The following is a 23,248-nucleotide window of genomic DNA, read 5'->3' as shown; positions in this document are numbered from 1 at the left end:
ATTGTTAAGAATATGAATATTTAAAGATTTACCAGAAGAGCGGACATCCCGTACCATCAAAGATTGATATTATTAGGCCTGTATATTGATAAAGATATATGGTGAGATGTTAGTGTGAAAGATAATGGAAAGACCTTGTAACCATGATTTTATATTGATATCAATTAAATTTCTTATCTTATGTTTCTGTTTATATTAATAACTGTAGGATGTTTCATATAGATGGATAAAGTCCTGATTATTACTGCCTAATAAATCCTTAAGGATTGGTACTGTAATAAACTTCGGTTTTATATGAAATTTTGCTTCAGCTCGAAATCCAAACATGCAATGATTTATAGAAAACTTGTCTTCATATCGAATTTTAATGTTCTCCTGTATTAAGTCCATCGAACGATAGGATAGCTCTTTTTTGTTATGAAATAATAAAAATATTCTTAAGATTTCCTGATAGGAAAGAGAGATTTCCTTGGGTTGATCTTTATAGGTAGCAGCTTTAGACCTTATGTTACTTCGGCTTAATAAACCCAACTCATGAATTCCAAGGATTGTTTTCTTTTTTAAGATTGGAACTTCTTTGCCAATCAGTAATGCACAGGTATCAACCAATGCCTCCTGAAAAGATAATAGGATTAATATAACGGTTTGTGTTATTGAAACCAGAATCGGTAAACCAGAGAAGCCTACCAATGCCGTTGCTAGGAGCCTAGCTTCGTTTCGAAGAGTTTGATTTCCTAAGATAGCTGTGAAATTCAAGAGGGTACGAAGAAATATAACTCTTGCTATAACAGTTTCCAGATTATCCTTGTCCGTCTTCTTTCCGATGAATAGGTACTCCTGTTCATATTGAAGAGAGGAAGGCTTTCTATAATTAATTTCTGTTTGATCCTGCGTATAGCTATAAAAGTGTTCCTGTAGATACTCCTGAAATAACACGATCTCCGCAATTTCCTCCACCACTTCCCCGACCATTGAGGAGAAGTTATAGTTACCCATATGTGCAAATAAATCTCCTAAACCGGAATTTAAGCTCCCAATTCTCATTCCCGAAAAGAGTGAGGTAAAGTGAAGTGTACCCTCTTTTGTAGCTAACGCTTCCAGATCAGAAGGTAGTTCCTCCTCGGTGAGCTTAAGATTACTAATCGTATCCGGGTCAAGGACCAGTGAGATCATTCCCTCATTCAACAATTCAAGGATCTCTCCGATTGGATCTGCTTTTTCACTTTTGCTTAGGACAAGCGTACTGTAATCCAGCTTTAGTTCTGATGTCTGATATCCCAAGATAGCTTCTCCTGCTGAGTGAAAACTGCTTTTTGCTCCTATGTAATCCGATACCCCTAAGGATTGCTCTGCCTGATTTATGATATGAATCGTAGTGTCTATCCTCTGTAGATTCTTTTGTAAAACTTGTTTCATCTGTATAAAATTATATCCGGCTTTGTTATCCAGCGTATATCTTTTTAACTCCGAAAGCTCCTCCTCCAAACTCCGATATATTTCATCTCCCAGTTGACCCTTCTCCTGAGAAAGTTTTATCTCGTACTGCGTTATAAGTGGTTCGGCTTGTTTTGTTGCGGATATAATATCCTCCATCACAGCAATAGCTTCTTCAAGAAGAGGCTTTATGTTATGTATTGTATCTGAAAGCTTATCCTTTACGAGCACAATATCCTCTAAAAGCTGTAGCTTTCGTTGTTCAAAGCCGCTCTTTTCTTTTTCTAGCGCATCTTTATCTGCCACCAAGGAATTGATACCCTCCATACAGTTATCGATCTGTTTTTCGAGAGCCTTCGTTCTTGGGGTTATACCCTGCAATTCGGATAAATATTTTTCTGCCTCAATTAATGAGCTTTCCGCTTCCGTGATCCTTTGCTTTAATTCCTCTGTTTTTATATGTGTAGTTTCAAAGCTGATAAAATTCTCTTCAATACGGTTGAATAAATCATTCGTATTCACATAACTGTCTTTTAAAGCAATAAAAATATCTTCGTTGTTAATTCCAACCTGTTCTTTGCTAATGATGCCAAACTGTATTTTCTTTATATAGTCCGGTAAGGTTCTTAGGGCACCATCTTTATTCACTTGAAGCCCTTTATTATCTGTCATTACTCCATCCATTAGGCACATAAGACGTAAGATTCCTTCATCTATTACGAGTATTTCCTTCTCTAGTTTGTGCTTTTCTTCGTAGAGATAACTGACTTTTTTTGTTTCTTCCAGTAAGGATAACTTGTCTAGGATAAGCTCAATGGAATCCCCTAGTTCCTTATATTTCATATAGGAAACCACTTCGTTTATGAATATCTCACCCTGATAATCTGTTATATTGGTCCGTTCTTTCATGTGTATGTTATCAATGGATATATTATAAAGCTCGAGATTGTCATTGTGATTGCGAATACCTTGGTTTGGTTCAAAGGTATAGCTCATATACTCATCCAGTTTTGTTAGAATATTATTATCTTCCGATTCATTGTTACCGTACCCGGTGTTTAACCCCAGTAGATGATATTCTTCCATAAGGGGGTCATAAAATTCAGCTAACACAGAGTCCATCGCTGTTAAAAGAGCCCGCTCGGCAAATATTCTTGCCGTACTTAACCTAGCCCCTTCAATTATGGTCATAATAAGGGATAAAATCAAAAGTAAAATTAGACTTAAAAATATAGTAATCGATCCTTCTCTTTCGCTGTTCTTTTCGCAGATTTTTACTCCCACCTTTCTTAGCAATCTATATTAACCGATTACTGAACTGGTCTTACCTGTAATTGATTTAAATATATTATCAATCAGTGCTTCCAGCTGTTCACGAAATATTAACACCAATCCGATTAGTACAACTAGGATTAGTATAATTTCTACGACTCCTATTCCCTCTGCTTTCCCTTGGAAAAGCTTTTGAATAAGTTTTTTCATATGCTTTCATTCGCTGCCCTAAAAAGCAGCTTCTCCTTTCCTTGCTTTAATTTATCCAAAGGAAACAAATGCCGGTATCATAATGATAATTAAAACTATCAGTAACATTAACATCATAGGTAACAGCAGTTTTGTTCCTGCTTTTTCTCCTAATCTCTTCGCTATCTCCTTACGTTCTTCAAAAGCTTCTAAAGCTTCTTTTTGAAGAAGTACATTTAATCCCTTATTCCCTTTTTTTAAATTTTGAGAAACCAAAGAGCTAAATTTTTGGTAGGAAAGTACACCGGTTCTCCTTCCAAAACTCTCATAGGCAGTACTTTCCGGTACGCCCAGATTAAGTTCATGAACGGTTTGGATCATTTCTTCATATGCGTATCTTACATTACGTTTCTTGTTACAAGTCTTTTTGTCATAATCCTCGGTTATTTTAGTCCAAGCCTGCTTTACAGTCATACCGGCATTCATCAATAAAGTAAATTTATTGATAATTTCGGGATAATCAATCAGCATCTGTTCCTTTCTTTTTTTCATCCTATCCTCTAATTCTTTATCTGATAAAAACCAGGTAAATACTGCAGCTATAAATCCTGTTATAAATAACGTCATACCATAGGATCTTCTTCTCTCCTTCCAGCTTAATGTAAACCCATCCAGAGTTTCAGGAAGAGGTATTTTCTCCTTTGTGGAAGTTTCCTCTGAGGTTTCCTTTAGCTTATCCTCCAATCGATTGATAAGTTTTTCCTTTCTTGTGAAGGTTTTCGGAATAACGACAACATCAATCTGATATTCCTTAATGGCTTCTTCATAAGAAAGCTTAACTAAAATCGAGGTATAAATCTCTCTTTCGATTTCTTTATTTTGTATGCTTCCGTCTTTATGGATCAGTTTAATGTCCTCCGGAAACCACTCTACTAAAATCTGCGTTCCAGGAATGATGTCTATGAAATTTAAGTGCGTGGTAACATATTCGATTGATGAATTCTCTCCTAAAACCGCACCCCTTAAGTATTGAAAGCTTTGATCAAATACCTTATGTATCTCTGCCTCGGTATGCTTTCGCTCTTCCAAAGATAGTGTTATATCCTTGGTGAATTCTAACCCCTTCGTATCCTCCGACTTAAATGTTTCAGAGGGTTTCAACTTAACCTCTAAATTAACCTCTCTGCTTCCTTCCCAATAATCCGGACGTTTTACAAAACGGTTTCCTTCTAACTGTCCTACTCCCCCAGCATTCATAAGTCCCCCCATAAGGGATATTAAGTTGAATAGAAATACAACGAATATAACCTGAGCCAATTTTTGATTCCAATATAGTGTCTGTTCGGATTTCATCTTTACAGATATATTCAAGGCTCTGATGGCATCCTTTACTCTGCTATTTTTATAAATCAGCCTGTTAATCCCGGGTCTCGATAGTATAAAATCAGTAATCGGATATAAAAAATATAGTTTATGCTCATTTTTATCAATATTTTGATACCATTTTGGCTTTTTTTTGACAGTGAGAAGGTATACCGTGATATAAATAAAAATAAGTAAAAGATTAATATAGATCATAAGGATACCCCCTAGACTTCAATGGATACGATCTTATCTGCAAGTAGATAAGCTCCGAAATAGATCATAAGCAGAAGTGACATTACTGTAATTCCGAACAGATTATGATAAAGAGGTGCTAAAAATCCGGGTGAGGAGAACGATAGATAAAGAAGTATTCCGAGAGGTATTACTTTCATAATATCCGCTTCATATTTTTTAGCGGTAATCAAAGTGATAATTTCACGCTTTACATCAATTTTTGAACTGATTGTGTTACTTGACATCTTAATTATTTGAATTAAATCTCCACCGGTTCTTTTCGCTGTGGAAAACACTTCTGCGAAGCTTACTATATCCTCCACTCCCGACCGGTTGGCGAAGTTACTTAAGGCCTTCTCTACGGAAATATTCATTTTTATCTGGTTTACTATGTAGGTAAATTCCCTTACAATGTAGGCATCAGGTTTATATAATTGATTTAAATCCTTCACAGCCTCTTCTAAGGCATGTTCTACAGAATACCCGACACTAAGTGCTGCAGATAAGCTGATAATACCATCTTTAAACTCTTGATTTAACTCCCATTTTCTTTTATTTATCAGCTCTGTCTTTTTCTTTTTACAATAAAGCCAGACAACAGGAAGTAAGACGACAACTCCAAAGATACTTTGATAAAATAATCCGCCGATCAATGAAATATACAATGTGCCTTGTAACATATACCTTATATACTCCCGGAAGGAGAAATGATATTCACTATAATCTTTTATCAAATGGGATTCCCTACTTTCCTTTCATCTTTATCTAGACCTATTATAGATTACAAGAAGCTTTCTTCCTATGATTCCGGTTTTATCCCTGCCCGCAGTAATTTATCCGTACGTTTTAGGCTCCCTATTCTTGTGAGATATCCATGCACTTTCCCATACTCCTCTCCACTTTCCACAAAGGTATATAACGGATTAAGATTTATTTCTCCGTCTTTGCAATCCAGTACCTCTGTAATCTCCAATACTCTACGGGACTTGTCCCTTAATCTTCCAAGATGAACTATAATGTCTATGGCAGAAGCTATTTGCTTTCGTATGGCTAATAGGGGAATCTCTGCTCCCATTAATACTAAGGTTTCTAATCTGCTTAACATATCTACCGGAGAATTGGCATGGCCTGTTGATAGGGATCCATCATGACCTGTGTTAAACGCCTGAAGCATATCAACTGCTGCCCCATCTCTCACCTCACCAACGATAATTCGATCTGGGCGCATCCGTAAGGATGTCTTAATTAAATCCCGGATGGTTATCTCATTTTCTCCTTCCGTGTTGGCATTACGTACCTCCATACGAACCAAATTGGGAATATTAAGTATCTGCAGTTCCGCAGAATCCTCTATTGTTATAATTCTTTCATTGGAGGGTATAAAATTCGATAGTACATTTAAAAATGTTGTTTTACCTGATCCGGTTCCTCCACTGATAAAGATGTTATATCCTGCCACAACCAGCTGCTTTAGAAAATTAGCAGCCTCCATGGTGATTGTATTATATTCAATTAACTGCTCGGTTGTGATAGGCTTCTCCGGAAATTTTCTGATGGTAATCACCGGTCCGTCCATGGCAATGGGCGGTAGTACAATATTGACTCTCGAACCGTCCGAAAGTCTGGCATCCACGATAGGATTCGCTTCATTTATAATTCGGTTGGATTGGGAAACAATCTGTTGTACCACATCCTCCAGCTTCTCCTCTGATTCAAAACACATATCGCAGGGAGAGATTGTCCCATCCTTCTCTATAAAAATATAATTCATTCCATTCACCATAATTTCTGTAATTGTCTTATCGTCTACTAGATCTTGCAGGATATCCAGTTTACGAATGGAGTTAAATATTTCTCTCCTTAGCCTCCTCTTTTCCTGCATACTGATATAGTTTTCCTTACTCTTTTCCACCAAAATGCAATCAATGGTTTTTAATAGTTCGTCATCCGATACTTCTCTGCATAAATCTATGCTTTCTAGTACGGATTGCTGAAGTTTCTCTTTTAACCAGCTCATAGATGCCCCCTTAGCTATAGTTTTAATGCCTGTTGCAAAGCCATAGATCGTATTCCGTCACAGTACTGCACTTGCATGTTATTCGAATCCAATAACTCAAGATCCGGTAGTAATACCTTAACAAATTTGTCCTTTTGTAACGGTATCTCTAAAAAAATCATTTGTCTTTCCCATTCTTTCATTACTTTTTCTTCATAAACTCCTTCTCCGATTACCACATAACACTTTTGACTCTTTTTTATGACTTCCACTGTTGCTTCCGTATACATTCCCAGGTAGAAAACGACTTCATCAAAGTCTTTGTTAACCTGTAAATTCTCTATCCATCTTCTAATGTCCTCCCCGGTAATAGAAAGAAGATCTAAGCCATGGGTGACTCCGGACAGATGTGCCAGTTTTCCCGAATACTGTAATAGTGATTTCATCTTCAGATTCACATCCTCATTCTCCTCTTGCCAATAATATATAAATTCCGAGATTGCTTGATTTAGAGTTTCCCTGCCATAGAGCTGATTGATCGGTAACAAATCAAACGGAACGAATAGCACCTTTTTGTTCTCGGATAATATATTAGCCAATGTCCAGGCAAATGAAGCTTTTGTATAGCCCGGTATTGGAGTAAATACAGAAATAAACCTTACATTCCCGTCGTTATACTCGGAATGATTTATATTCTCCAGTTTGTAATAATGAGACACTATCTCTTTATAAGCTTCTTTTGCAGATTGATATTTATAAATCTGTGGGTACTCCGCTACTTTATCAGAATTTCTATGGTCTGAAAGACAAAAAATATGTTTAATATTTTCTCTAGGTATATCCTTAGGAGATTGATTTTCCTCCAATAAAAGCACATCAACTTTTTGTACTTTAATATAATCTAATAAACTATCTTTTTTAGAAAAGACCGAAACCTCAAATTCCGGTTCGTCCATATTTTTCATATATTCCATGAATCGGATCGCATATGTGACATCCGAATCAAGTATTATGAGAAGTTTATCCATAAACTCAATCCTCCTTAAGTACCTTATAACATGATAATAAGTATATACTTCTTATTTAATGAATAAATTTGGAATAAGATTTTTGATCGTTTTGAAGAGAAAATATCTAGAATAACAATTTGAGAAAAAGCTTCATTGAAAACACAAAGAAATTATATTTTATTCGTCAGGAGTTATTACAGATCGCTTTACATCATTAACGGACATTACTGCATGAATTTCGTTGATAAAGAAAGAATTTTGAAATTTTTTACATTTATATGTTACAATATGACTCACAAACTGTCAATACTTCCCATCTAAAATTTTTAACTTTGGTATTTTATACAACTTTTTGTTGCTTACTGGTTATAGTGCACAAAAAAACTTACGAAACGGTATAATAGAATGCCAGCCCATAAAGCATGATAAACCCCGGCAAACCAAGCAACCCGTTAGTAAGAACCGTCAACCCATTAATACCTACCGTAAAATCATATCCCCTGCTTCTTAATATAAAGTCAAGAAGATAGATCCCTGCTGTTCCTATTGCCGCTCTTAGTCCAAAATCGACAATCAAATCAGGCCTGCGCTTAATGAGGCAGACAGCAATAAAAACGACACATATTATTATAATAGCCAGAAGGATAATACTATTTTGATTCATACAAGCCTCCAAAAACTTAATACAACCCATTACATTTATATACGGAATTATCCATTTTATTCTAGGAAATAGAATAAATGGCAAAATTTTTGACTATACTAATAACAAATTAGTAATAGAAAAGGATGGTGAGGGATCATGAGGCTGAAGCTATTTTCAAAGAAAATTTGTTCAAAGGAAAACCATCTTATTGAGGAGATTAATAAGACGAAAGTGGCACTGGAGGCTGCCTATTCCCATTTTCAAAATGTTGTTGACCCGGATTTGATTGATAGCTGTATTTACGAGTTAAATGCCGTACAAAACCGATATAAATACTTACTGAAACAGGCGAAAGAATATGAAAAGAACGCCGAGAAAACCGGATGAGCTTTAATACGTTAAAAGAACCGGCCTTCAAAATTGACAGACCGGTTCTTTTTCTTTTGTTGTTTTTCTTATGTTACCTTCTTTTCGTCCTTCAAAGGCTTACATATAATTCGTCTTTTGTACTATAAGTATTAATCACGTAGTTCCTTACTATACTTTTCTTTGGTTCTTTGAAGTGTTTTCGTTCGTAGTTTAAGTCTTATCCTTCGTTACTTATGTTGTTTCTTTGGTATTGTTGTCTCACGTTTTGGACATTGTCGAAACGTCTTTCTCTTTGATCTGTGTTCTAAACATTTCTCTCTCGTACTTAGATATTTTTTGTATTTCTTCTTTTGTATTTCTTCTTTTATATGCTTTTTCTTTTGTTCTCTTTGTGGCTTTTCGCTAGTTCCGTATTTTAGTCTACGTACATTAAACTTTGTCCTTTGTACTCATTACATTGCACGTTTTTCCTTCGTACTTTCGTATTACATTATTATCTTTTGTATATCCTTTTTCTTTTGTAAATCATCCATTTTTCTTTCGTGTTTCTATCTTTTTTCTTTTGTAAATAAGGTAATTCTCTTTCGTATTTAGCTGCTTTTTACTTACGTTACTTACAAGCTCTTTTGTACTTTGTAAATTCCTCTTTCGTATTGGCTTTTATGCTATAAACCCTCGGCTCCTGTTATCAGGATCTATGTAAGTTTCATTCAACTTACCTTTACCGTAGGTTAAGCCCGCATAGAGTTGTTGCGAATTACGCATCATAGGACCACTGGTGTCCGCTTTACTGACCCCTTCAAAACCAATAAGCAGCTTCTTTAGTACCACTTCGGCGCTATCCAAAGGAAGGGGGTTTTTCTTCATAATTGCTGTTATGATCCTTTTATTAATGTATAGATAAAGACTTAACAAATCGTAGGAAAGCGTAAATCTGTAGTCCAAAGCTGCCATTAGCTCACTTACATATTTCTGTGCCTTCTTCAGCTCCTTATTAAATGCAGCCATATCCCCTGCATGATAAACTTCCCTAGCCTCCGTTATTTCGGTTAACGTCATTTCATATAGAATTACAATCAACTCACTTTTTGATGCCTGTGAGATTCTTGCCGTAAAGCTCTGTATTGCTTCTTTCTTCATCGTAATGTCCCTCCCACAAAATCTGTCTTAACCGTCATTATTATTGCTGTAATAAGGATAAGATTGTCTGTGGTCTTTGGTTTGCCTGTGCCAGCATTGAGGTTCCTGCCTGTGCCAATACATTCTTCTGAGTATAATCTGCCATCTCTTCCGCCATATCCGCGTCCTCAATACGGGATAAGGATTCCGTCATATTCTCACCTGTTACATCCAGATTTGAAATGGAATGCTCCAGACGGTTCTGATAGGCACCAAGCTTTGAACGAATTGCAGATACCATATTAATTGCAGTATCAAGAAGTGTTATCGCTTCCTGTGCACCGTCTGCTGTACCGATATTTATTTTATCAACCCCTAAAGTTTCCGGGGTTACTCTTGGTATTCTGACTGACATTATCTGTCCTTCATTTGCTCCAATCTGAAGATCCATCGGACCGGCATCAAGTACAGATACCGTAATCGCAACCGAATTGTCTGTCGAAGGATCACTATCTACATCGTTATTAGGAGAAGCAACAGGATTACCATCATTATTCACATTGATTTGAAAATCGTCGAATAGCGTTCCAACAGTACCTGGTTTTACTTCAAATACCATATTAAAATCATTTCGGTCAGAAACCGTAACTTTATTACCATTTACGGACACTGTAGCCGTGTTTTCAAATAAAGAATCCGGGTCTACGGATTTATAAGTTAAGGTTGCTTTTGCATCAATACCCTCTGCTTTTGCCCCTTCAATGGTTAACCCTAAGAGAGCGCTTAAGTCATCATTGTCAACATGAATTTCAAGCTTTTCCTTAGATCCGTAATCCCTACTGGTAAATACCAAGGTGTCACCGGCCTCTAGTTGCTTACTTTCATATCCGGCCAAATCAAAGTTGTCACCTGTAACAGGCAAAGTGGGTAATACAACTGGCGTTGCTAGGGGATCTCCAAATACTGCATCTGAATCCACCGCAAATACATTCACATCAACATTATCACAGGCATCCCTAAGTTTTTCAAACACCTGATCTAAAGAATCTCCTGCTTTTACTACAATTGATTCTCCGTTAACGTTAATTGATCCAGCCTGGTCTTCCGTGATAAATACTTCTGTTGTTGGTACCCCTGTGGTGAAATTAGTTCTCTGACCAACAATAACGGCTTGTCTTGCATCCTGTATGATATTAATGCCATACTCACCGACAGATACTGTATCCGATAAGGAGATTAAGCTTACGCGGTTGTCACTGGAGTAGGATTTACGGTCTATATTACCATCCAAAAGTGTCATGGTATTGAACTCGGTCGTTTCCGATATTCTTGTAATTTCTTCATTTAACTGATCAATCTCTGCCTGGATGGCTACACGGTCGTCCGTAGTATAGATACCGTTCGCCGATTGAACCGCCAGCTCCCTCATTCTCTGCAGCATAGCTTCCACTTCTACTAAAGCTCCTTCTGCCGTCTGAATTACGGAGATACCGTCAGATGCATTTCTAGAGGCTTGTTCCAGGCCGGATATCTGGGTTCTCATCTTTTCGGAAATTGCCAGACCTGCAGAATCATCCGCTGCACTGTTAATACGAAAACCGGAGGATAATCTCTCTAAGCTTCCATCCAGTAATTTATTGGTTCTGGCCAGTTGGTTGTTTGCTTTTAAAGCCGAAATATTATGGTTAATTCTCATTTTATTTCACCTTTTCCCTTTCTTGTTTGGCAGCCATACCCTCCCTGTTTATGGTTTGCCCCAGTTCATTATTTACTTTTTAATATCAGCAACCTCCATGTGGCCGAATAATTCATTGTTATGATGCGGCTCTGTCTTTGTCCGCTCCGGCAAGCTCTGCTGCCCGCACTGTTAGAATTAAGCCCTTCGCTATCCCATATAATACTCTTTCTGTTTCCGATGATACCGTTTCCTCGTGTCCGTTTTCCTCCGGATTTTGATATGCGTATGTATCCTTCTTATTTTGTTGCAGGCAATAGCTCAATTGTTTTAAAGTGACTTTATTCTCTTTTATGATATTCTCAATCTCAATACTATGATCTTGTAATAACTCTAATCCTTTTCTGTTATCACTGCTGATATAACCTTTTACCGTATTCTTTTTCAGGGTCAATTCCGCTTTTATGCTACCGAGATAATCCGATTGCATAGTAACGGATACTTTGTTTGTGGCATGATTATTTCGGACAATGGTTAAATTGATATTAGTTACTCCACTTTGTGTATTAACCGGTATCTGATAATATTCCTTCCTTGCCAAAGTCCTGATAAATGACATCTGTGCTCTCATGCTTTTTAGCTCAGTTAGCTTAATCTGTTCTACCGGTCCGGTCTGTAATTCCCTCTCAATCAGGTTGTCTACATTCTTCTCCAAATCATCATAGGCATTCATCAAGGTTTTCCTGTCGAATATTGTATCGGACAGTTCCTCTATTTTCTTAAGGCTCTTTGATAAACTTTCATCTATTATTTTCTCGCTATCCTGATTTTGCAGCTTTTTAAATAAAGTTCCGCCATCACTTAGCATTTGCTTAGCCAGCATAACATTTACTGTTGTACTGGGGATTTTATAGTCCTCAAGAAAGCGCATTGCCTGATCTGAATTCTTGTAAATCTGTCTAAGCTCTTGTAGTTTCTGAATATAAACCGGATCATCCTCCATTCCTTCCGGTGTAGGCAGCCGGTCGAATAATTTCTCTATCGGGATATCCTTTATCGCTTCCCATATTCCCTTGCCCGAGGAGATCTCCGGTATAAATTCTAAAACGGAAGAATTAATGTCTTGTGACGATCCCGCGATTCTATTCCTTGCCTCATTTAGTCCACCGGGCGTTATATCTTCCTTCATCTGTTTTAGCATTGTATGTAAAATCTCTATCTGTTCCTTCGGATAAAGTCCTACTGCCTGATCGTTTCCTCTCATAATGTCCGTACTTCCTTGCTCTGAGAAGACCGCTTCTAATTGCTCCGTTATGGTTTCATTTTTATAAGTGATACTCTGTAACGAACCAAAACCATCGTCAATTTTCGCATCCATACTTCCAGTTCTAAGGGTACGAACAGCTGTAAGCAGATGACTCAGTGTTACTTCTCTCTCCGCTTTTATTAATGCTCCCAGCGCAGCCCCATCTGTTTTCTCGACCGCATGCAATAATCGGTAAATCCCGATATAGGCTTTTCTCTCTTCCTGGGAGATACTTTCTTCCTTCTCCAGCTTACGAAGATACGTCGCATACTTTTCTTCCGGTAAAGATCCCATTTCACTTTTTATTTTATCAATGGTTTGATTTAATTCCCCGATGGAAAGATGAAGGGGATTAAAGCCGTCTTTCACCATTCTTACGGTTATTTGTGGTTGTAAGTTTTTAATTAGAGTCTGAACCTCCAGATCATAGGCCTTAATTTTTTCAATTGACTCTTTGGTAATCTCCATGCCATTATACCCAAGAATTCTTACGGCCCTTTGATTAAGCAATGTGGTCTCAAGCTCCATTTCCTTTAACATCTGATCTGTATGGCTAAATGCTTTTTGGATTGAGTCACCGTATTCCCTGTTTGGAACTGTCATTAAGGTTTCATACGCTTCATTCGCTCTTGATAACTCAGCCATAAGCTTTTCACCGTTATCCAAAAGTCCCGGAACGGTCTGGGTTACTCGTCCGGATAGGGTTTTTCCGAGGATATACGAAGGTAACAGCTTAAATCTCTCCATATGGTGAGTCGTTTCTCTTAAAACCCTGATTTGCTCTTGATCTGCCTCCAGATCAGCCTCTATAAGAAGCTCTCGGTAATATTCATCCTCCAATTTACGTAGCTCTGTTACGACTCTTTCCAATCTCTGTGTCTCTATATGAAACCCTCTGCTTTCCAGTCTCTGTGCCGCTTCTGCTGTCATTTTAAGTCGAATTTCTTCCAGTTGTCTTTGTGCCTTTATCGCTTCGCCGGACCTGGGAGGATGTGAATTCTTATTTTCATGTTTTTCCGGCTCTTTTATCGTTTTTTGATACGCAACTAATTTACGTATCGTTAGCTCTAAGGATTCTTTTATGGCCTCACCGATCGTATCCTCTTCAATGGAATGAATATCCTTAATTAACTGTTCTATATCCTTCCTCGGCTTTTGTAATAACACGATATCCTTAGGCGCAATTCCGCTTTTCACTCCTTCAACGATTCTTTGAAGAATTTCAGCCTTATCTATCTGCCCTGAGATGCTTTTCAAATTATTTAAGTAATCCAGACTGTGTCCGGTTAGCGGAAGCTGATTTTCTATCAGCCATTTGGCCCGTCCCATATTTTCTTCCGTAATATCATAGCCTGCTGCCTCAAGAGCCTCTTTCACCTGCGGAATCAGTTCCTTCCAGTCCTGTTCTGAGAGTGTTTTATTATGTCCCGTATTTGATGCATTCTGGCTATAAAGAGCTCTGTAAATATTTTCAATGGTTGGTGCCTGTTCTGTACTAATTAAGAATTTAATTGCTTTTTCATTTATCTGTGATATTGCCTCACTTAAACTCAAAGCTGTGGATATTTTATGTATCATCTCTTTGGTAACGGGCAGATTGGCTTTCTCTAAAAACTCTTTTATGTACTGATCTGTAAATTGGTTACTGTCTATGGATTTGTCTAAGGACATATTATCATGACTGTTTTTTATCCTGTTTAAAGCGGTATATAGTCCTTCTATTGTAAAACTCTCTACAGGAAAGCCTTCCTTTTCCAAAGACTGATAATCCAGTTCTGTCATTTTTGAGAGAATTTCATTTATCTTTTGCTTCATAAGCAAGAACTCTTTCTCTTGTTCTGCTTGCTTTCCGGTGTAATCCATCCGAGTTAAAAAAACTTCCTGATCTAGATCCAGTTTCATGACTGCCATTGGGCCTTGACCCTCTTTACCGGATTTATCATAATCAACGATTCCAAGTTCTAACTGCCGATCGGATACATTAAGTACTTGAAACACTTTACTCTCCCCGGGGACTGTATCGGAAGGCAGTTTCCCCTTGGCCAGTATCATCTGCCCACCGATGGATAACGTTATGGTATCTCCGATCGCAGTAATAACTCCGGTAATCTGCTGCCCTTTTTTAAGAGATGTCAAACCGGATTTATTATCTGATCCACTATATGTATTTTGTATGAAATCTTGTTTTTTATCAGCCTTAAGACCCTTACCGGCTCCAAGTATCTGTTGTTCCATATCCTCACGTCCATTTTTATATTTACATTATTGTAATTTGTTATCAAGATTACTTATATTTCGGCTTTTTTTTCAGTTTCCTTTAATGATTTTTATCAATTTGATTTGGCAATTTATTACACAAGATTTAAGGTACTACTTCTTAGCGCTCTATTCTATGAATACTATAAAATAATAATATATTTATTTAAGGAGATGCTGCAAAATGATTATTAAGGGAATATGGCTTACCTCACACACAGGTTGATGGACACATTACTTCGTATGCCTTTATCTAACAAAATTGTTCGCTCTAGTCATACATACGAAGCAATATGTCCGTCAAACAGTGCATTACGGTAAGTCATATTCCCATTAACTCATTTTACAGCATTCCATGAATTTACCGATGTAAACTTTTTTTACAAATGTCTATACTTAAACTATATAATGATCAGCTTGCAGGAGGTTTTTATGTATCGTAAAGTAATCCGCTATTATGCCTTACTTCTTCTTATTTTCATCTTTACTATATTGGGTAACGGATGTGAGAAGCAAAACCGGCCGAAAGATATACAAAAGGAATTCGACCACTTTATCAATGATATGTTTATTCAGGAAGTTCAATCAGATACCTTAATGCTAAACTATTCTTTGGCACAACCGGAGAACTTTGGAATAAATTATTCAAAAAGTACACTGGGTGAATATAATATAGAACATATGTATGAAGGGCTCTCTCTTTCTGAAAATTACTTAAAGAGACTTACGCAATATGATTATGAAGAATTATCCAAGGAACAAAAGCTTACCTATGATATACTAAGTAATTATTTGAAAAACGATCTGGAGTTCGGAAAATATCTTTATTATATAGAGTGTCTTGGTCCTACAACCGGTATCCAGGCTCAGCTTCCAATATTGTTAGCTGAATATAATTTTTACAGTAAGGAGGATATTGATCGTTATATAGAACTTCTTCCCTGTGTCTATGATTATTTTAAAGATATTGTAGAATTTGAGAAAGAAAAGTCGAAGAAAGGCTTGTTTATGGATGATGCGGTAGCAGATAGAATTATAGAGCAGTGTAAGGCCTTTATTGCTGATCCTAAGAACAATTTTTTAATCGGTTATTTTAATCAGAAGGTACGACTGTATGAAGGCTTAACTAAGGAAGAAATCCTTACTTATCAAGAGGCTAACCAAAATGGGGTCTTAAATTATATCATTCCTGCCTATGAAATGATTATTCAATGTCTAAAGGATTTAAAAGGTTCCGGTATCAATCCGGGAGGTCTTTATAACTACCCGGAGGGACAGTCTTATTATGAGTGTCTAGCTCGCTTTAAAACCGGATCAGAAAAGAGTATGGAGGATATGGCTAAGATGCTGGATGTCGCTATTGGTAAAGGAATTCTTAATATAACCACTCTTACTATGAGTGATGCCTTAATCGTTGACAAATACCAATCCTTCACATCCTTTCCAATTACCGATCCGGAAGAAATACTAAATGATTTGAAAACAGATATAAGAGAGGATTTTCCTGAGCCGGTTCCTGTCAATTGTCAAATTAAATATGTCCATGAATCCTTATCTGAATACTTAAGTCCGGCTATGTATCTGGTGCCTGCGCTTGATAATTATACGAATAATAATATTTATATTAATGGAAATGACAATGAAACTCTGTCTAAGATTTATACTACCGTAGCTCATGAAGGCTATCCGGGGCATTTATACCAATGCGTATATTTCCGAAATCAAAAACCTGCTCCTATTCGAAATCTTATGGATTTTTTAGGGTATGATGAAGGATGGGCTACCTATGTAGAGATGTATTCCTATCAGTTAGCAGGTATTGATAAAAACCTGGCCGACTTTCTAAAACATAATAACATTGTAATATTATGTATGTATGCCCGGACCGATATCGGGATTCATTATGAAGGCTGGAGTAAAAAACAGGCTGTTTCCTATATCATGAACTTTGTTGGTGATGAAAATGTTGCAGAGTCAATCTATTCAATCTTATTGGAAGAGCCAGCCATATACCTTCCATATGCTGTCGGTTATCTTGAAATTATGGAACTGCGTGAAAAAGCCGAAAAAGAACTTCAGGATGATTTTGTTGCAAAAGAATTTCATAAGTTTTTATTAGATATCGGGCCCGCTGGCTTTGGTATAATTGACAATCACCTTGATATTTGGATAGGAAATAAAGTACAGCGCCGATAACAGGTTCCCTGCAATCATGTTCCCGACGTTGATTTAACACTATGACAGAAAGCTACCTAATGATTATAGCCTAATTTATAACTTTAATCCTAAACATATAATAATAAACAGCTGTAAATCCATTTTTTTCAGAATTTACAGCTGTTTATTTCTAAGAATAACTGTACTTAATTTAATTTTCTAATATAGAATAGATTTCTATTTTTTATTTCATAGTTATGACATCTCGCTTTTTAAAATGGAATAATATCTACAGTCTACCAATTCGCCTTTACCATTTTTTAATACTTTTCTTAAGGTTCCTTCATACTGGAGTCCGCATTTTTCCATAACTCTTCCGGATGCCGCATTTACAACATCATGTCTGGCCGTAATTCGTTCAAAGCCCACTACCAGTAATCCAAACCTTATGACTTCTTTAAAGACTTCCGTCACAAGCCCTTGATTCCACCAAGGCCTTCCGATACAATAACCGACCTCACAGCTTAAATTATGGTTATCTATATTCATAAGACTTATGGTACCTATTACTTTCTTCGAATCTTTTAAAACGATTGCCCAGTGATAATTATCAAGCTCACTGTACTTTGATAACCACATAGAGACAATGCTCTCCGTGACTTTCATATCCTTATGGGTTGGCCATGTAAGATATTTTGTAACCTCATCATCCGAGGCCCAATTTTCATACATGTCTTTTACATCTTCTTCTTGAAACGTTCTTAATAGAATCCTATTTGTCTCCAAGGTTTTTGTACCAATATGGTTTAACATTCTCCAACCTCCCGTTATCCATAAATCTCATTGTACTTTTTTACCTATATATCTGTTACTGTATTTCAGCTCCGGCAGGCATTTCCTTCTCCGGTACCATCAAAGAGAGATTACCCTGGGCATCTTCCGCACAAAGTAGCATTCCCTCGGATAAAATACCGGCTAAGGTAGCAGGTTTTAGGTTCACTACCACCATTACCTTCTTACCTACCATTTCCTCCGGGCTGTAATATGCCTTAATACCGGAGACAATTTGCTTTACCTGAGAGCCAATTCTTACTTGTGAACATAATAATTTTTTTGATTTTTTTACTTCCTCACAGGCTATGATCTCCCCTACCTGAAATTGCAGTTTCGCAAAATCATCATAGGTAATCTCCGGCTTAGCTTCAATATCAATGACAGATGTGTCTTCCATTGCATTCTGTACGGTATCTGTTACATTTTGTTCGAGTGCTTTGTTCATTTCATCCACTTTTTCAAGTACCTCCTTTAGGTCAAGACGGGCAAATAAAATCTCCGGCTTTTCTGTTACTTTTGTTCCGTCCTTATAAAGACCATATTCTCCGATTTCGTTTTGTGTCCTTGGTTTTGTCGATAATTGTGTAAGTATTTTTGTTGAAGTTTCCGGCATAAACGGTTCTAACAGACTCGCACCGATACAGATACTTTCCACCAGATTGTATAACACAGTTTCCAGCCGTTCCTTCTTGGCTTCCTCTTTTGCCAAAATCCAAGGCATGGTTTCATCAATATATTTATTACAACGTTTAAACAAAGTAAATATTTCACTAATGGCATCTGCTACCCGAAGTTTTTCCATCTTGGCGATTACCTTATTCGGTGTCTCCAGAGCCAGTTTCTTTAACTCTTCATCTACCTCTTCCGTTACTTTACCATTCCTTACAATTCCGTCGAAATACTTGTTGGACATGGATACCGTACGGTTTACCAGATTTCCTAAGGTATTAGCAAGATCAGAATTTATTCTTTCTACTAAAAGTTCCCAGGATATGATACCGTCATTTTCAAAGGGCATCTCATGAAGGACAAAGTATCTAACTGCATCGACACCAAAATGCTTAACCAGATCATCTGCATAAAGGACATTTCCTCTGGATTTACTCATCTTATCCCCTGCGCTTCCCTGTAACAGCCAAGGGTGTCCAAACACCTGCTTCGGTAGAGGTATGTCTAAAGCCATAAGCATAATCGGCCAATAAATCGTATGGAAGCGGAGGATATCCTTACCGATCAGATGAAGGTCAGCGGGCCAGAATTTTTTAAACTGCTCACTGCTGTTACCGTCAGCATCATATCCGATGCCTGTAATATAGTTGCTTAAAGCATCAATCCATACATATACTACATGCCTATCATCAAAATCTACCGGGATACCCCACTTAAATGAAGTACGGGATACACATAAATCCTGTAGTCCAGGTAACAGGAAGTTGTTCATCATCTCGTTTTTTCTGGATTCCGGTTGAATAAACTCCGGATGTGTTTTAATGTGTTCTATCAGTCTGTCAGCGTATTTACTTAGTTTAAGAAAATATGCTTCCTCCTTGGCAGGCTGTACTTCTCTGCCACAATCCGGGCATTTACCATTCTCTAGCTGGGAAGCGGTAAAGAAGGATTCGCAAGGAGTACAATACATTCCTTCATAGGTACCTTTATAGATATCTCCCTTTTCATACAGTTTTTTGAATATTTTTTGAATTTGCTTTTCATGGTCAGCATCTGTCGTACGAATAAATTTATCATAGGAGGTATTCATTAAATCCCAGATATCTTTTATATCTCCTGCTATCCGGTCTACGAACTCCTTCGGTGTAACCCCTGACTCTGCTGCCTTTAGTTCAATTTTTTGTCCATGTTCATCCGTACCCGTCTGAAAGAATACATCATATCCTTCCCATCGTTTAAACCTCGCGATACTGTCTGCCAAGACAATTTCATAAGAGTTACCGATGTGCGGTTTTCCAGATGTATAAGCAATTGCTGTTGTAATATAATATGGTTTTTTGCTCATAATCGTCTCTTCCTTTCTTTCATAACTTTTTTATGATTTTCCCCTTACTTTAACGCAAAAAAATCCCGTCTTTAAATCACTTTAAAGACGAGAGATGCTCCCGTGGTACCACTTTAATTTATCTTTATCTCACGATAAAGACCTCATTCACTGCACTTTGACAGCTGAGCAATATAACGGTTGCTACCGTCGTAGCCTAAGAAATCCTTCCTCGGTACGCAGCTCCAAGACCATCTTCAACAATATCTGCGTGTTTTCCTAATAGGAATTACGTCTCCTAAGGATAAACAGGATAATATCCATTTCCCCTTCTCAGCTAACGGGGTTCTCTGTTAACCGCTCCACTGTCTACTCTTCTCTTCATAGCCTTTTTTCATTATATTTATGACAAAGTATACCATGCAATGTTGTATTTGTCAAAGATTTTCATTTATTATATTCTTATTATTATATGCATTACTATATTAATCATTCCTGGTTTTTAATGTAACTAAATGAATTGTCACCCCGGTACCAACAACAAACAAAATTAAGATGATCCATATCGCTTTTAAAAGAAGCATCGATAGGATTAGTCCCACCCATAAAAACACAATTGCCCGTATCTTAACTTTTATAGGAACACCGGTTTTATTACGATAATTCTCTATGATACTTCCAAACATTTTATTCTTAATCAGTTTTTTATATAATCTTGGGCTACTAGCAACAAATAAGTTTGCCGATAATAAAACAAACGGTGTTGTTGGCAGAACCGGTAAAAAGATGCCAATCACTCCAAGTGCTAACGAGATGATACCACATATACTAAGTATTATTTTCTTCAATTTCAGTCTCCCTATATAAATGTCATATTGTTTATGGAATAAAGAAATCAATTACAAGACAGGTATGTTTGAATGATTTATTCTTGTCTTCATAGTAATCTTTTATTCCTTATGTTATAATTATAAACAAGTATGGCAATGTTTTCAATGAGAGAAAATAGATTAGATACGCCTTGAAAGGAGCCATGTATGAAAACTGTTATTCCTAATGTTAGTCGCAACAAAAATGTATTTTATAAAATTATTTTGGTTACCATTTTTATGGCTTTTTTATTGTATGGTTGTTCCAATAAAAATCATCCCTCCGAATCCTCCCCATCCACCGTTCCTGCTGAAGATAATAGTTTATCGGCTACAACGAATAAGGAAGATGCAGACTCTGAGGTCGAACCTTCGCAGAAATCCGATGAACGCGTAATCAATCCTATCGTTGATGAGGTAATCTCGGATTCAGATTTTTCCTTTATAAATTCCTCCGGTAATACTCTGCAAAGTAGAATTAATACCCCTCCAGGATATGAACGTATATCCTCACAGGAGGGTGAATTCACCTCTTTTATGCGGAATTTAAAGCTAAAGGAAAACGGAAGCAAGGTTCTTTTATATGACGGGAAGATAAAACAAAATCAAAATAACCATATCGCTGTTTTTGATCTGGATATAGGTAATAGGGATCTTCAACAATGTGCCGATTCCGTGATGCGGGTTTATGCTGAATATTATTGGTCCTTAGGTGCCTATGACAAAATCGCCTTTCATCTGACCAACGGCTTTTTCATGGAGTATTCTAAGTGGAGGGACGGCTATCGCATCATTGTAGAAGGTAATGATGTACGTTGGAGTAAAACCAAGACTTATGATGACTCCTATGAAACCTTTCGTAAATATCTTGATATGGTATTCTCTTATGCCGGTACCCTCTCCCTGTCACAGGAAAGTACCCCCATTACCATCGATGAGATTTTACCGGGGGATATGTTTTTACAAGGGGGAAGCCCCGGTCACTGCGTACTTATTGTAGATGTTGCAGAGGATATGGACGGAAATCGCAGTTTTCTTCTCGCTCAAGGTTATATGCCGGCCCAAGATTTTCATATACTGATCAATCCTCTCCATCCCGAGGATCCTTGGTATTATGAGTTGGAACTCACCTATCCTTTACAAACACCCTCCTGGACATTTGAAGAAGATACCTTGGTTCGTTGGTCAGATTTTCCTTTGGCGCAAGCCTCCGCTACCAGTGGTTCAAATAGCAGAAGAGATAAAGATGCTTCATATCCTGTAGATATGGATAGGGTAATACCTGTTATGTCAGATAAGGTAAAGACCATAGCAGACACGGATGTAAATAAGGTAACCCTATTGGCAGTGGGAGATAATCTGATTCATATTGAGGTGGTACAAAGCGGTAAACAAGAAGATGGCTCTTATCGTTATGATCATTTATATGATAGAATTAAAGAAGATATAGAAGCAGCAGATATTGCTGTTATTAATCAAGAAACCATCCTGGGAGGCGCTGAACTCGGTTACAGCGGCTACCCGAATTTTAATTCTCCGACACAAATCGGTGATGCTATTGTAAACGCCGGCTTTGATGTCGTTCTGCATGCTACAAATCATACTATGGACAAAGGAAAAAAAGCTGTTATGAATACATTTTCCTTTTGGGACAAGTATCCCTTCATCAAAGTACTTGGTATTAATAAAAGTCAAAAAGATCAGGAAACCATACCAATCGTAGAGAAGAACGGGATTAAAATAGCTATGCTAAATTACACCTTTAGCTTAAACGGACATAAATTACCTAAAGATATGCCCTGGTTAGTGAATATGCTGGATAAGGCACAGATGTCAGCCGATATCAAAAAGGCGAAAGAACTGGCGGACTTTGTAATTGTATTCCCTCATTGGGGGTCTGAATATGTATATGAGGCCACAAAATCACAAAAGGATCTTACGGACTTCTATTATCAATTGGGGGTTGATCTCGTGATTGGAGCACATCCCCATGTTCTTCAGCCGGTAGAATGGATTGAGACCGATGAAAATCATCGAATGCTGGTTTATTACTCCTTGGGGAATTTTTTATCCTACCAAAAAGAAGCTCCTAGAATGCTTGGCGGCATGGCCAATATTACAATTATTAAGGAGGATAACGAAACTTACATAAGCGATGCCGGCATCATACCGATTGTGACTCATTACGAACATGGTCCTGCTGATTATAACTATGATGTTTTTAAATTAACCGACTACACCGTTGAACAAGCTTCTCTCCACGGGGTTTCCGATATCGCCAGACAGGGGGCTTTTATCTATGAGGAAACCTATACATTAGCAGAGAAAGTCCTTGGATCTTGGTTTCCTATACCTTTGGAATAAATATCAATAACCATTTAAATATCTATAATACAAGGTTCTATAATAAATATTGGGGTGGTACTTCACCCCGATATTTATTTGTAATAAAATACACTTATAAATCGCCTACCACTACTTTCGTACTGCCTCGCTAACACTATGAAAGAAGGTGATTTATAAG

The 23,248-nt window shown here is 37.2% G+C and carries 16 protein-coding genes; 3 read left to right on the top strand and 13 right to left on the bottom strand.

Going from position 1 to position 23,248, the window contains the following annotated elements; all coding sequences use genetic code 11:
- Positions 1–195: 195 nt before the first annotated feature.
- The 7 genes from I5677_RS08930 to I5677_RS08900 all read right to left on the bottom strand — a co-directional run bounded on the left by I5677_RS08930 (position 196) and on the right by I5677_RS08900 (position 8,164).
- Positions 196–2,730 (bottom strand): DUF5702 domain-containing protein, encoded by a 2,535-nt coding sequence (locus tag I5677_RS08930; RefSeq protein ID WP_197661244.1) that lies wholly within the window; start codon positions 2,728–2,730, stop codon positions 196–198.
- Between the two features lie 6 nt (positions 2,731–2,736).
- Entirely contained in the window at positions 2,737–2,916 is a 180-nt protein-coding gene (locus tag I5677_RS08925; protein WP_197661243.1) for a Flp1 family type IVb pilin, read from the bottom strand.
- A gap of 51 nt (positions 2,917–2,967) precedes the next feature.
- Complete coding sequence (locus I5677_RS08920; protein ID WP_197661242.1) at positions 2,968–4,473, bottom strand: hypothetical protein; 1,506 nt, start codon at positions 4,471–4,473, stop codon at positions 2,968–2,970.
- Between the two features lie 11 nt (positions 4,474–4,484).
- Positions 4,485–5,174 carry a type II secretion system F family protein gene (locus I5677_RS08915; RefSeq protein ID WP_197661241.1) on the bottom strand — a complete coding sequence of 230 codons (690 nt, stop codon included), beginning with the start codon at positions 5,172–5,174 and terminating at the stop codon, positions 4,485–4,487.
- 119 nt (positions 5,175–5,293) lie between these two features.
- Complete coding sequence (locus I5677_RS08910) at positions 5,294–6,511, bottom strand: CpaF family protein (RefSeq protein ID WP_197661240.1); 1,218 nt, start codon at positions 6,509–6,511, stop codon at positions 5,294–5,296.
- Between the two features lie 14 nt (positions 6,512–6,525).
- The gene (locus tag I5677_RS08905; protein WP_197661239.1) at positions 6,526–7,518 is read right to left on the bottom strand and encodes a P-loop NTPase family protein; all 993 of its coding nucleotides are present in this window, start codon (positions 7,516–7,518) and stop codon (positions 6,526–6,528) included.
- A gap of 367 nt (positions 7,519–7,885) precedes the next feature.
- Positions 7,886–8,164: a pro-sigmaK processing inhibitor BofA family protein gene (locus I5677_RS08900; RefSeq protein WP_197661238.1), complete on the bottom strand. Its 279-nt coding sequence runs from the start codon at positions 8,162–8,164 to the stop codon at positions 7,886–7,888.
- A gap of 138 nt (positions 8,165–8,302) precedes the next feature.
- Here I5677_RS08900 and I5677_RS08895 point away from each other — a divergent pair, with 138 nt between their 5' ends.
- A complete protein-coding gene (locus I5677_RS08895) occupies positions 8,303–8,533 on the top strand; it encodes a YaaL family protein (RefSeq protein WP_197661237.1) in 231 nt (76 codons plus the stop codon).
- A gap of 642 nt (positions 8,534–9,175) precedes the next feature.
- On the opposite strand, the gene I5677_RS08890 is transcribed toward I5677_RS08895, so the two are convergent.
- The 3 genes from I5677_RS08890 to I5677_RS08880 form a co-directional block, all read right to left on the bottom strand.
- Positions 9,176–9,655, bottom strand: coding sequence for a flagellar protein FliS (locus I5677_RS08890; RefSeq protein WP_197661236.1), 480 nt, complete (start codon positions 9,653–9,655; stop codon positions 9,176–9,178).
- A gap of 40 nt (positions 9,656–9,695) precedes the next feature.
- A complete protein-coding gene (locus I5677_RS17350) occupies positions 9,696–11,330 on the bottom strand; it encodes a flagellin N-terminal helical domain-containing protein (protein ID WP_197661235.1) in 1,635 nt (544 codons plus the stop codon).
- 118 nt (positions 11,331–11,448) lie between these two features.
- Positions 11,449–14,850, bottom strand: a complete 3,402-nt coding sequence (locus I5677_RS08880; RefSeq protein ID WP_197661234.1) for a DUF6240 domain-containing protein — start codon at positions 14,848–14,850, stop codon at positions 11,449–11,451.
- Positions 14,851–15,303: 453 nt separating this feature from the next.
- Here I5677_RS08880 and I5677_RS08875 point away from each other — a divergent pair, with 453 nt between their 5' ends.
- Positions 15,304–17,067 (top strand): DUF885 domain-containing protein, encoded by a 1,764-nt coding sequence (locus tag I5677_RS08875; RefSeq protein WP_197661233.1) that lies wholly within the window; start codon positions 15,304–15,306, stop codon positions 17,065–17,067.
- 216 nt (positions 17,068–17,283) lie between these two features.
- On the opposite strand, the gene I5677_RS08870 is transcribed toward I5677_RS08875, so the two are convergent.
- The 3 genes from I5677_RS08870 to I5677_RS08860 all read right to left on the bottom strand — a co-directional run bounded on the left by I5677_RS08870 (position 17,284) and on the right by I5677_RS08860 (position 20,703).
- Positions 17,284–17,841, bottom strand: a complete 558-nt coding sequence (locus I5677_RS08870; protein ID WP_197661232.1) for a GNAT family N-acetyltransferase — start codon at positions 17,839–17,841, stop codon at positions 17,284–17,286.
- A gap of 55 nt (positions 17,842–17,896) precedes the next feature.
- Complete coding sequence (gene metG / locus I5677_RS08865) at positions 17,897–19,876, bottom strand: methionine--tRNA ligase (protein ID WP_197661231.1); 1,980 nt, start codon at positions 19,874–19,876, stop codon at positions 17,897–17,899.
- A 464-nt stretch (positions 19,877–20,340) separates the two neighbouring features.
- Positions 20,341–20,703, bottom strand: a complete 363-nt coding sequence (locus I5677_RS08860; RefSeq protein WP_197661230.1) for a YbaN family protein — start codon at positions 20,701–20,703, stop codon at positions 20,341–20,343.
- A 189-nt stretch (positions 20,704–20,892) separates the two neighbouring features.
- On the opposite strand from I5677_RS08860, the gene I5677_RS08855 reads away from it, so the two are divergent.
- Positions 20,893–23,088: a DUF4846 domain-containing protein gene (locus tag I5677_RS08855; protein ID WP_197661229.1), complete on the top strand. Its 2,196-nt coding sequence runs from the start codon at positions 20,893–20,895 to the stop codon at positions 23,086–23,088.
- The last annotated feature ends 160 nt before the right edge of the window (positions 23,089–23,248 follow it).

Source organism: Mobilitalea sibirica, assembly GCF_015999265.1.
GTDB classification, from domain to species: Bacteria; Bacillota; Clostridia; order Lachnospirales; family Lachnospiraceae; genus Mobilitalea; species Mobilitalea sibirica.
Note: the sequence above shows the minus strand (reverse complement) of the source record. Positions and strands in the feature narration are given on the sequence as shown.

Excerpts from the sequence above, each read along its gene's own strand:
- I5677_RS08870 (WP_197661232.1), bottom strand. The coding sequence starts at position 17,841 with ATGTTAAACCATATTGGTACAAAAACCTTGGAGACAAATAGGATTCTA.
- I5677_RS08900 (WP_197661238.1), bottom strand. The coding sequence starts at position 8,164 with ATGAATCAAAATAGTATTATCCTTCTGGCTATTATAATAATATGTGTC.
- I5677_RS08925 (WP_197661243.1), bottom strand. The coding sequence starts at position 2,916 with ATGAAAAAACTTATTCAAAAGCTTTTCCAAGGGAAAGCAGAGGGAATA.
- I5677_RS08895 (WP_197661237.1), top strand. The coding sequence starts at position 8,303 with ATGAGGCTGAAGCTATTTTCAAAGAAAATTTGTTCAAAGGAAAACCAT.
- I5677_RS08855 (WP_197661229.1), top strand. The coding sequence starts at position 20,893 with ATGAAAACTGTTATTCCTAATGTTAGTCGCAACAAAAATGTATTTTAT.
- I5677_RS08920 (WP_197661242.1), bottom strand. The coding sequence starts at position 4,473 with ATGATCTATATTAATCTTTTACTTATTTTTATTTATATCACGGTATAC.
- I5677_RS08915 (WP_197661241.1), bottom strand. The coding sequence starts at position 5,174 with ATGTTACAAGGCACATTGTATATTTCATTGATCGGCGGATTATTTTAT.
- I5677_RS08890 (WP_197661236.1), bottom strand. The coding sequence starts at position 9,655 with ATGAAGAAAGAAGCAATACAGAGCTTTACGGCAAGAATCTCACAGGCA.
- I5677_RS08880 (WP_197661234.1), bottom strand. The coding sequence starts at position 14,850 with ATGGAACAACAGATACTTGGAGCCGGTAAGGGTCTTAAGGCTGATAAA.
- I5677_RS08875 (WP_197661233.1), top strand. The coding sequence starts at position 15,304 with ATGTATCGTAAAGTAATCCGCTATTATGCCTTACTTCTTCTTATTTTC.
- I5677_RS08905 (WP_197661239.1), bottom strand. The coding sequence starts at position 7,518 with ATGGATAAACTTCTCATAATACTTGATTCGGATGTCACATATGCGATC.
- I5677_RS08910 (WP_197661240.1), bottom strand. The coding sequence starts at position 6,511 with ATGAGCTGGTTAAAAGAGAAACTTCAGCAATCCGTACTAGAAAGCATA.
- metG (WP_197661231.1), bottom strand. The coding sequence starts at position 19,876 with ATGAGCAAAAAACCATATTATATTACAACAGCAATTGCTTATACATCT.
- I5677_RS17350 (WP_197661235.1), bottom strand. The coding sequence starts at position 11,330 with ATGAGAATTAACCATAATATTTCGGCTTTAAAAGCAAACAACCAACTG.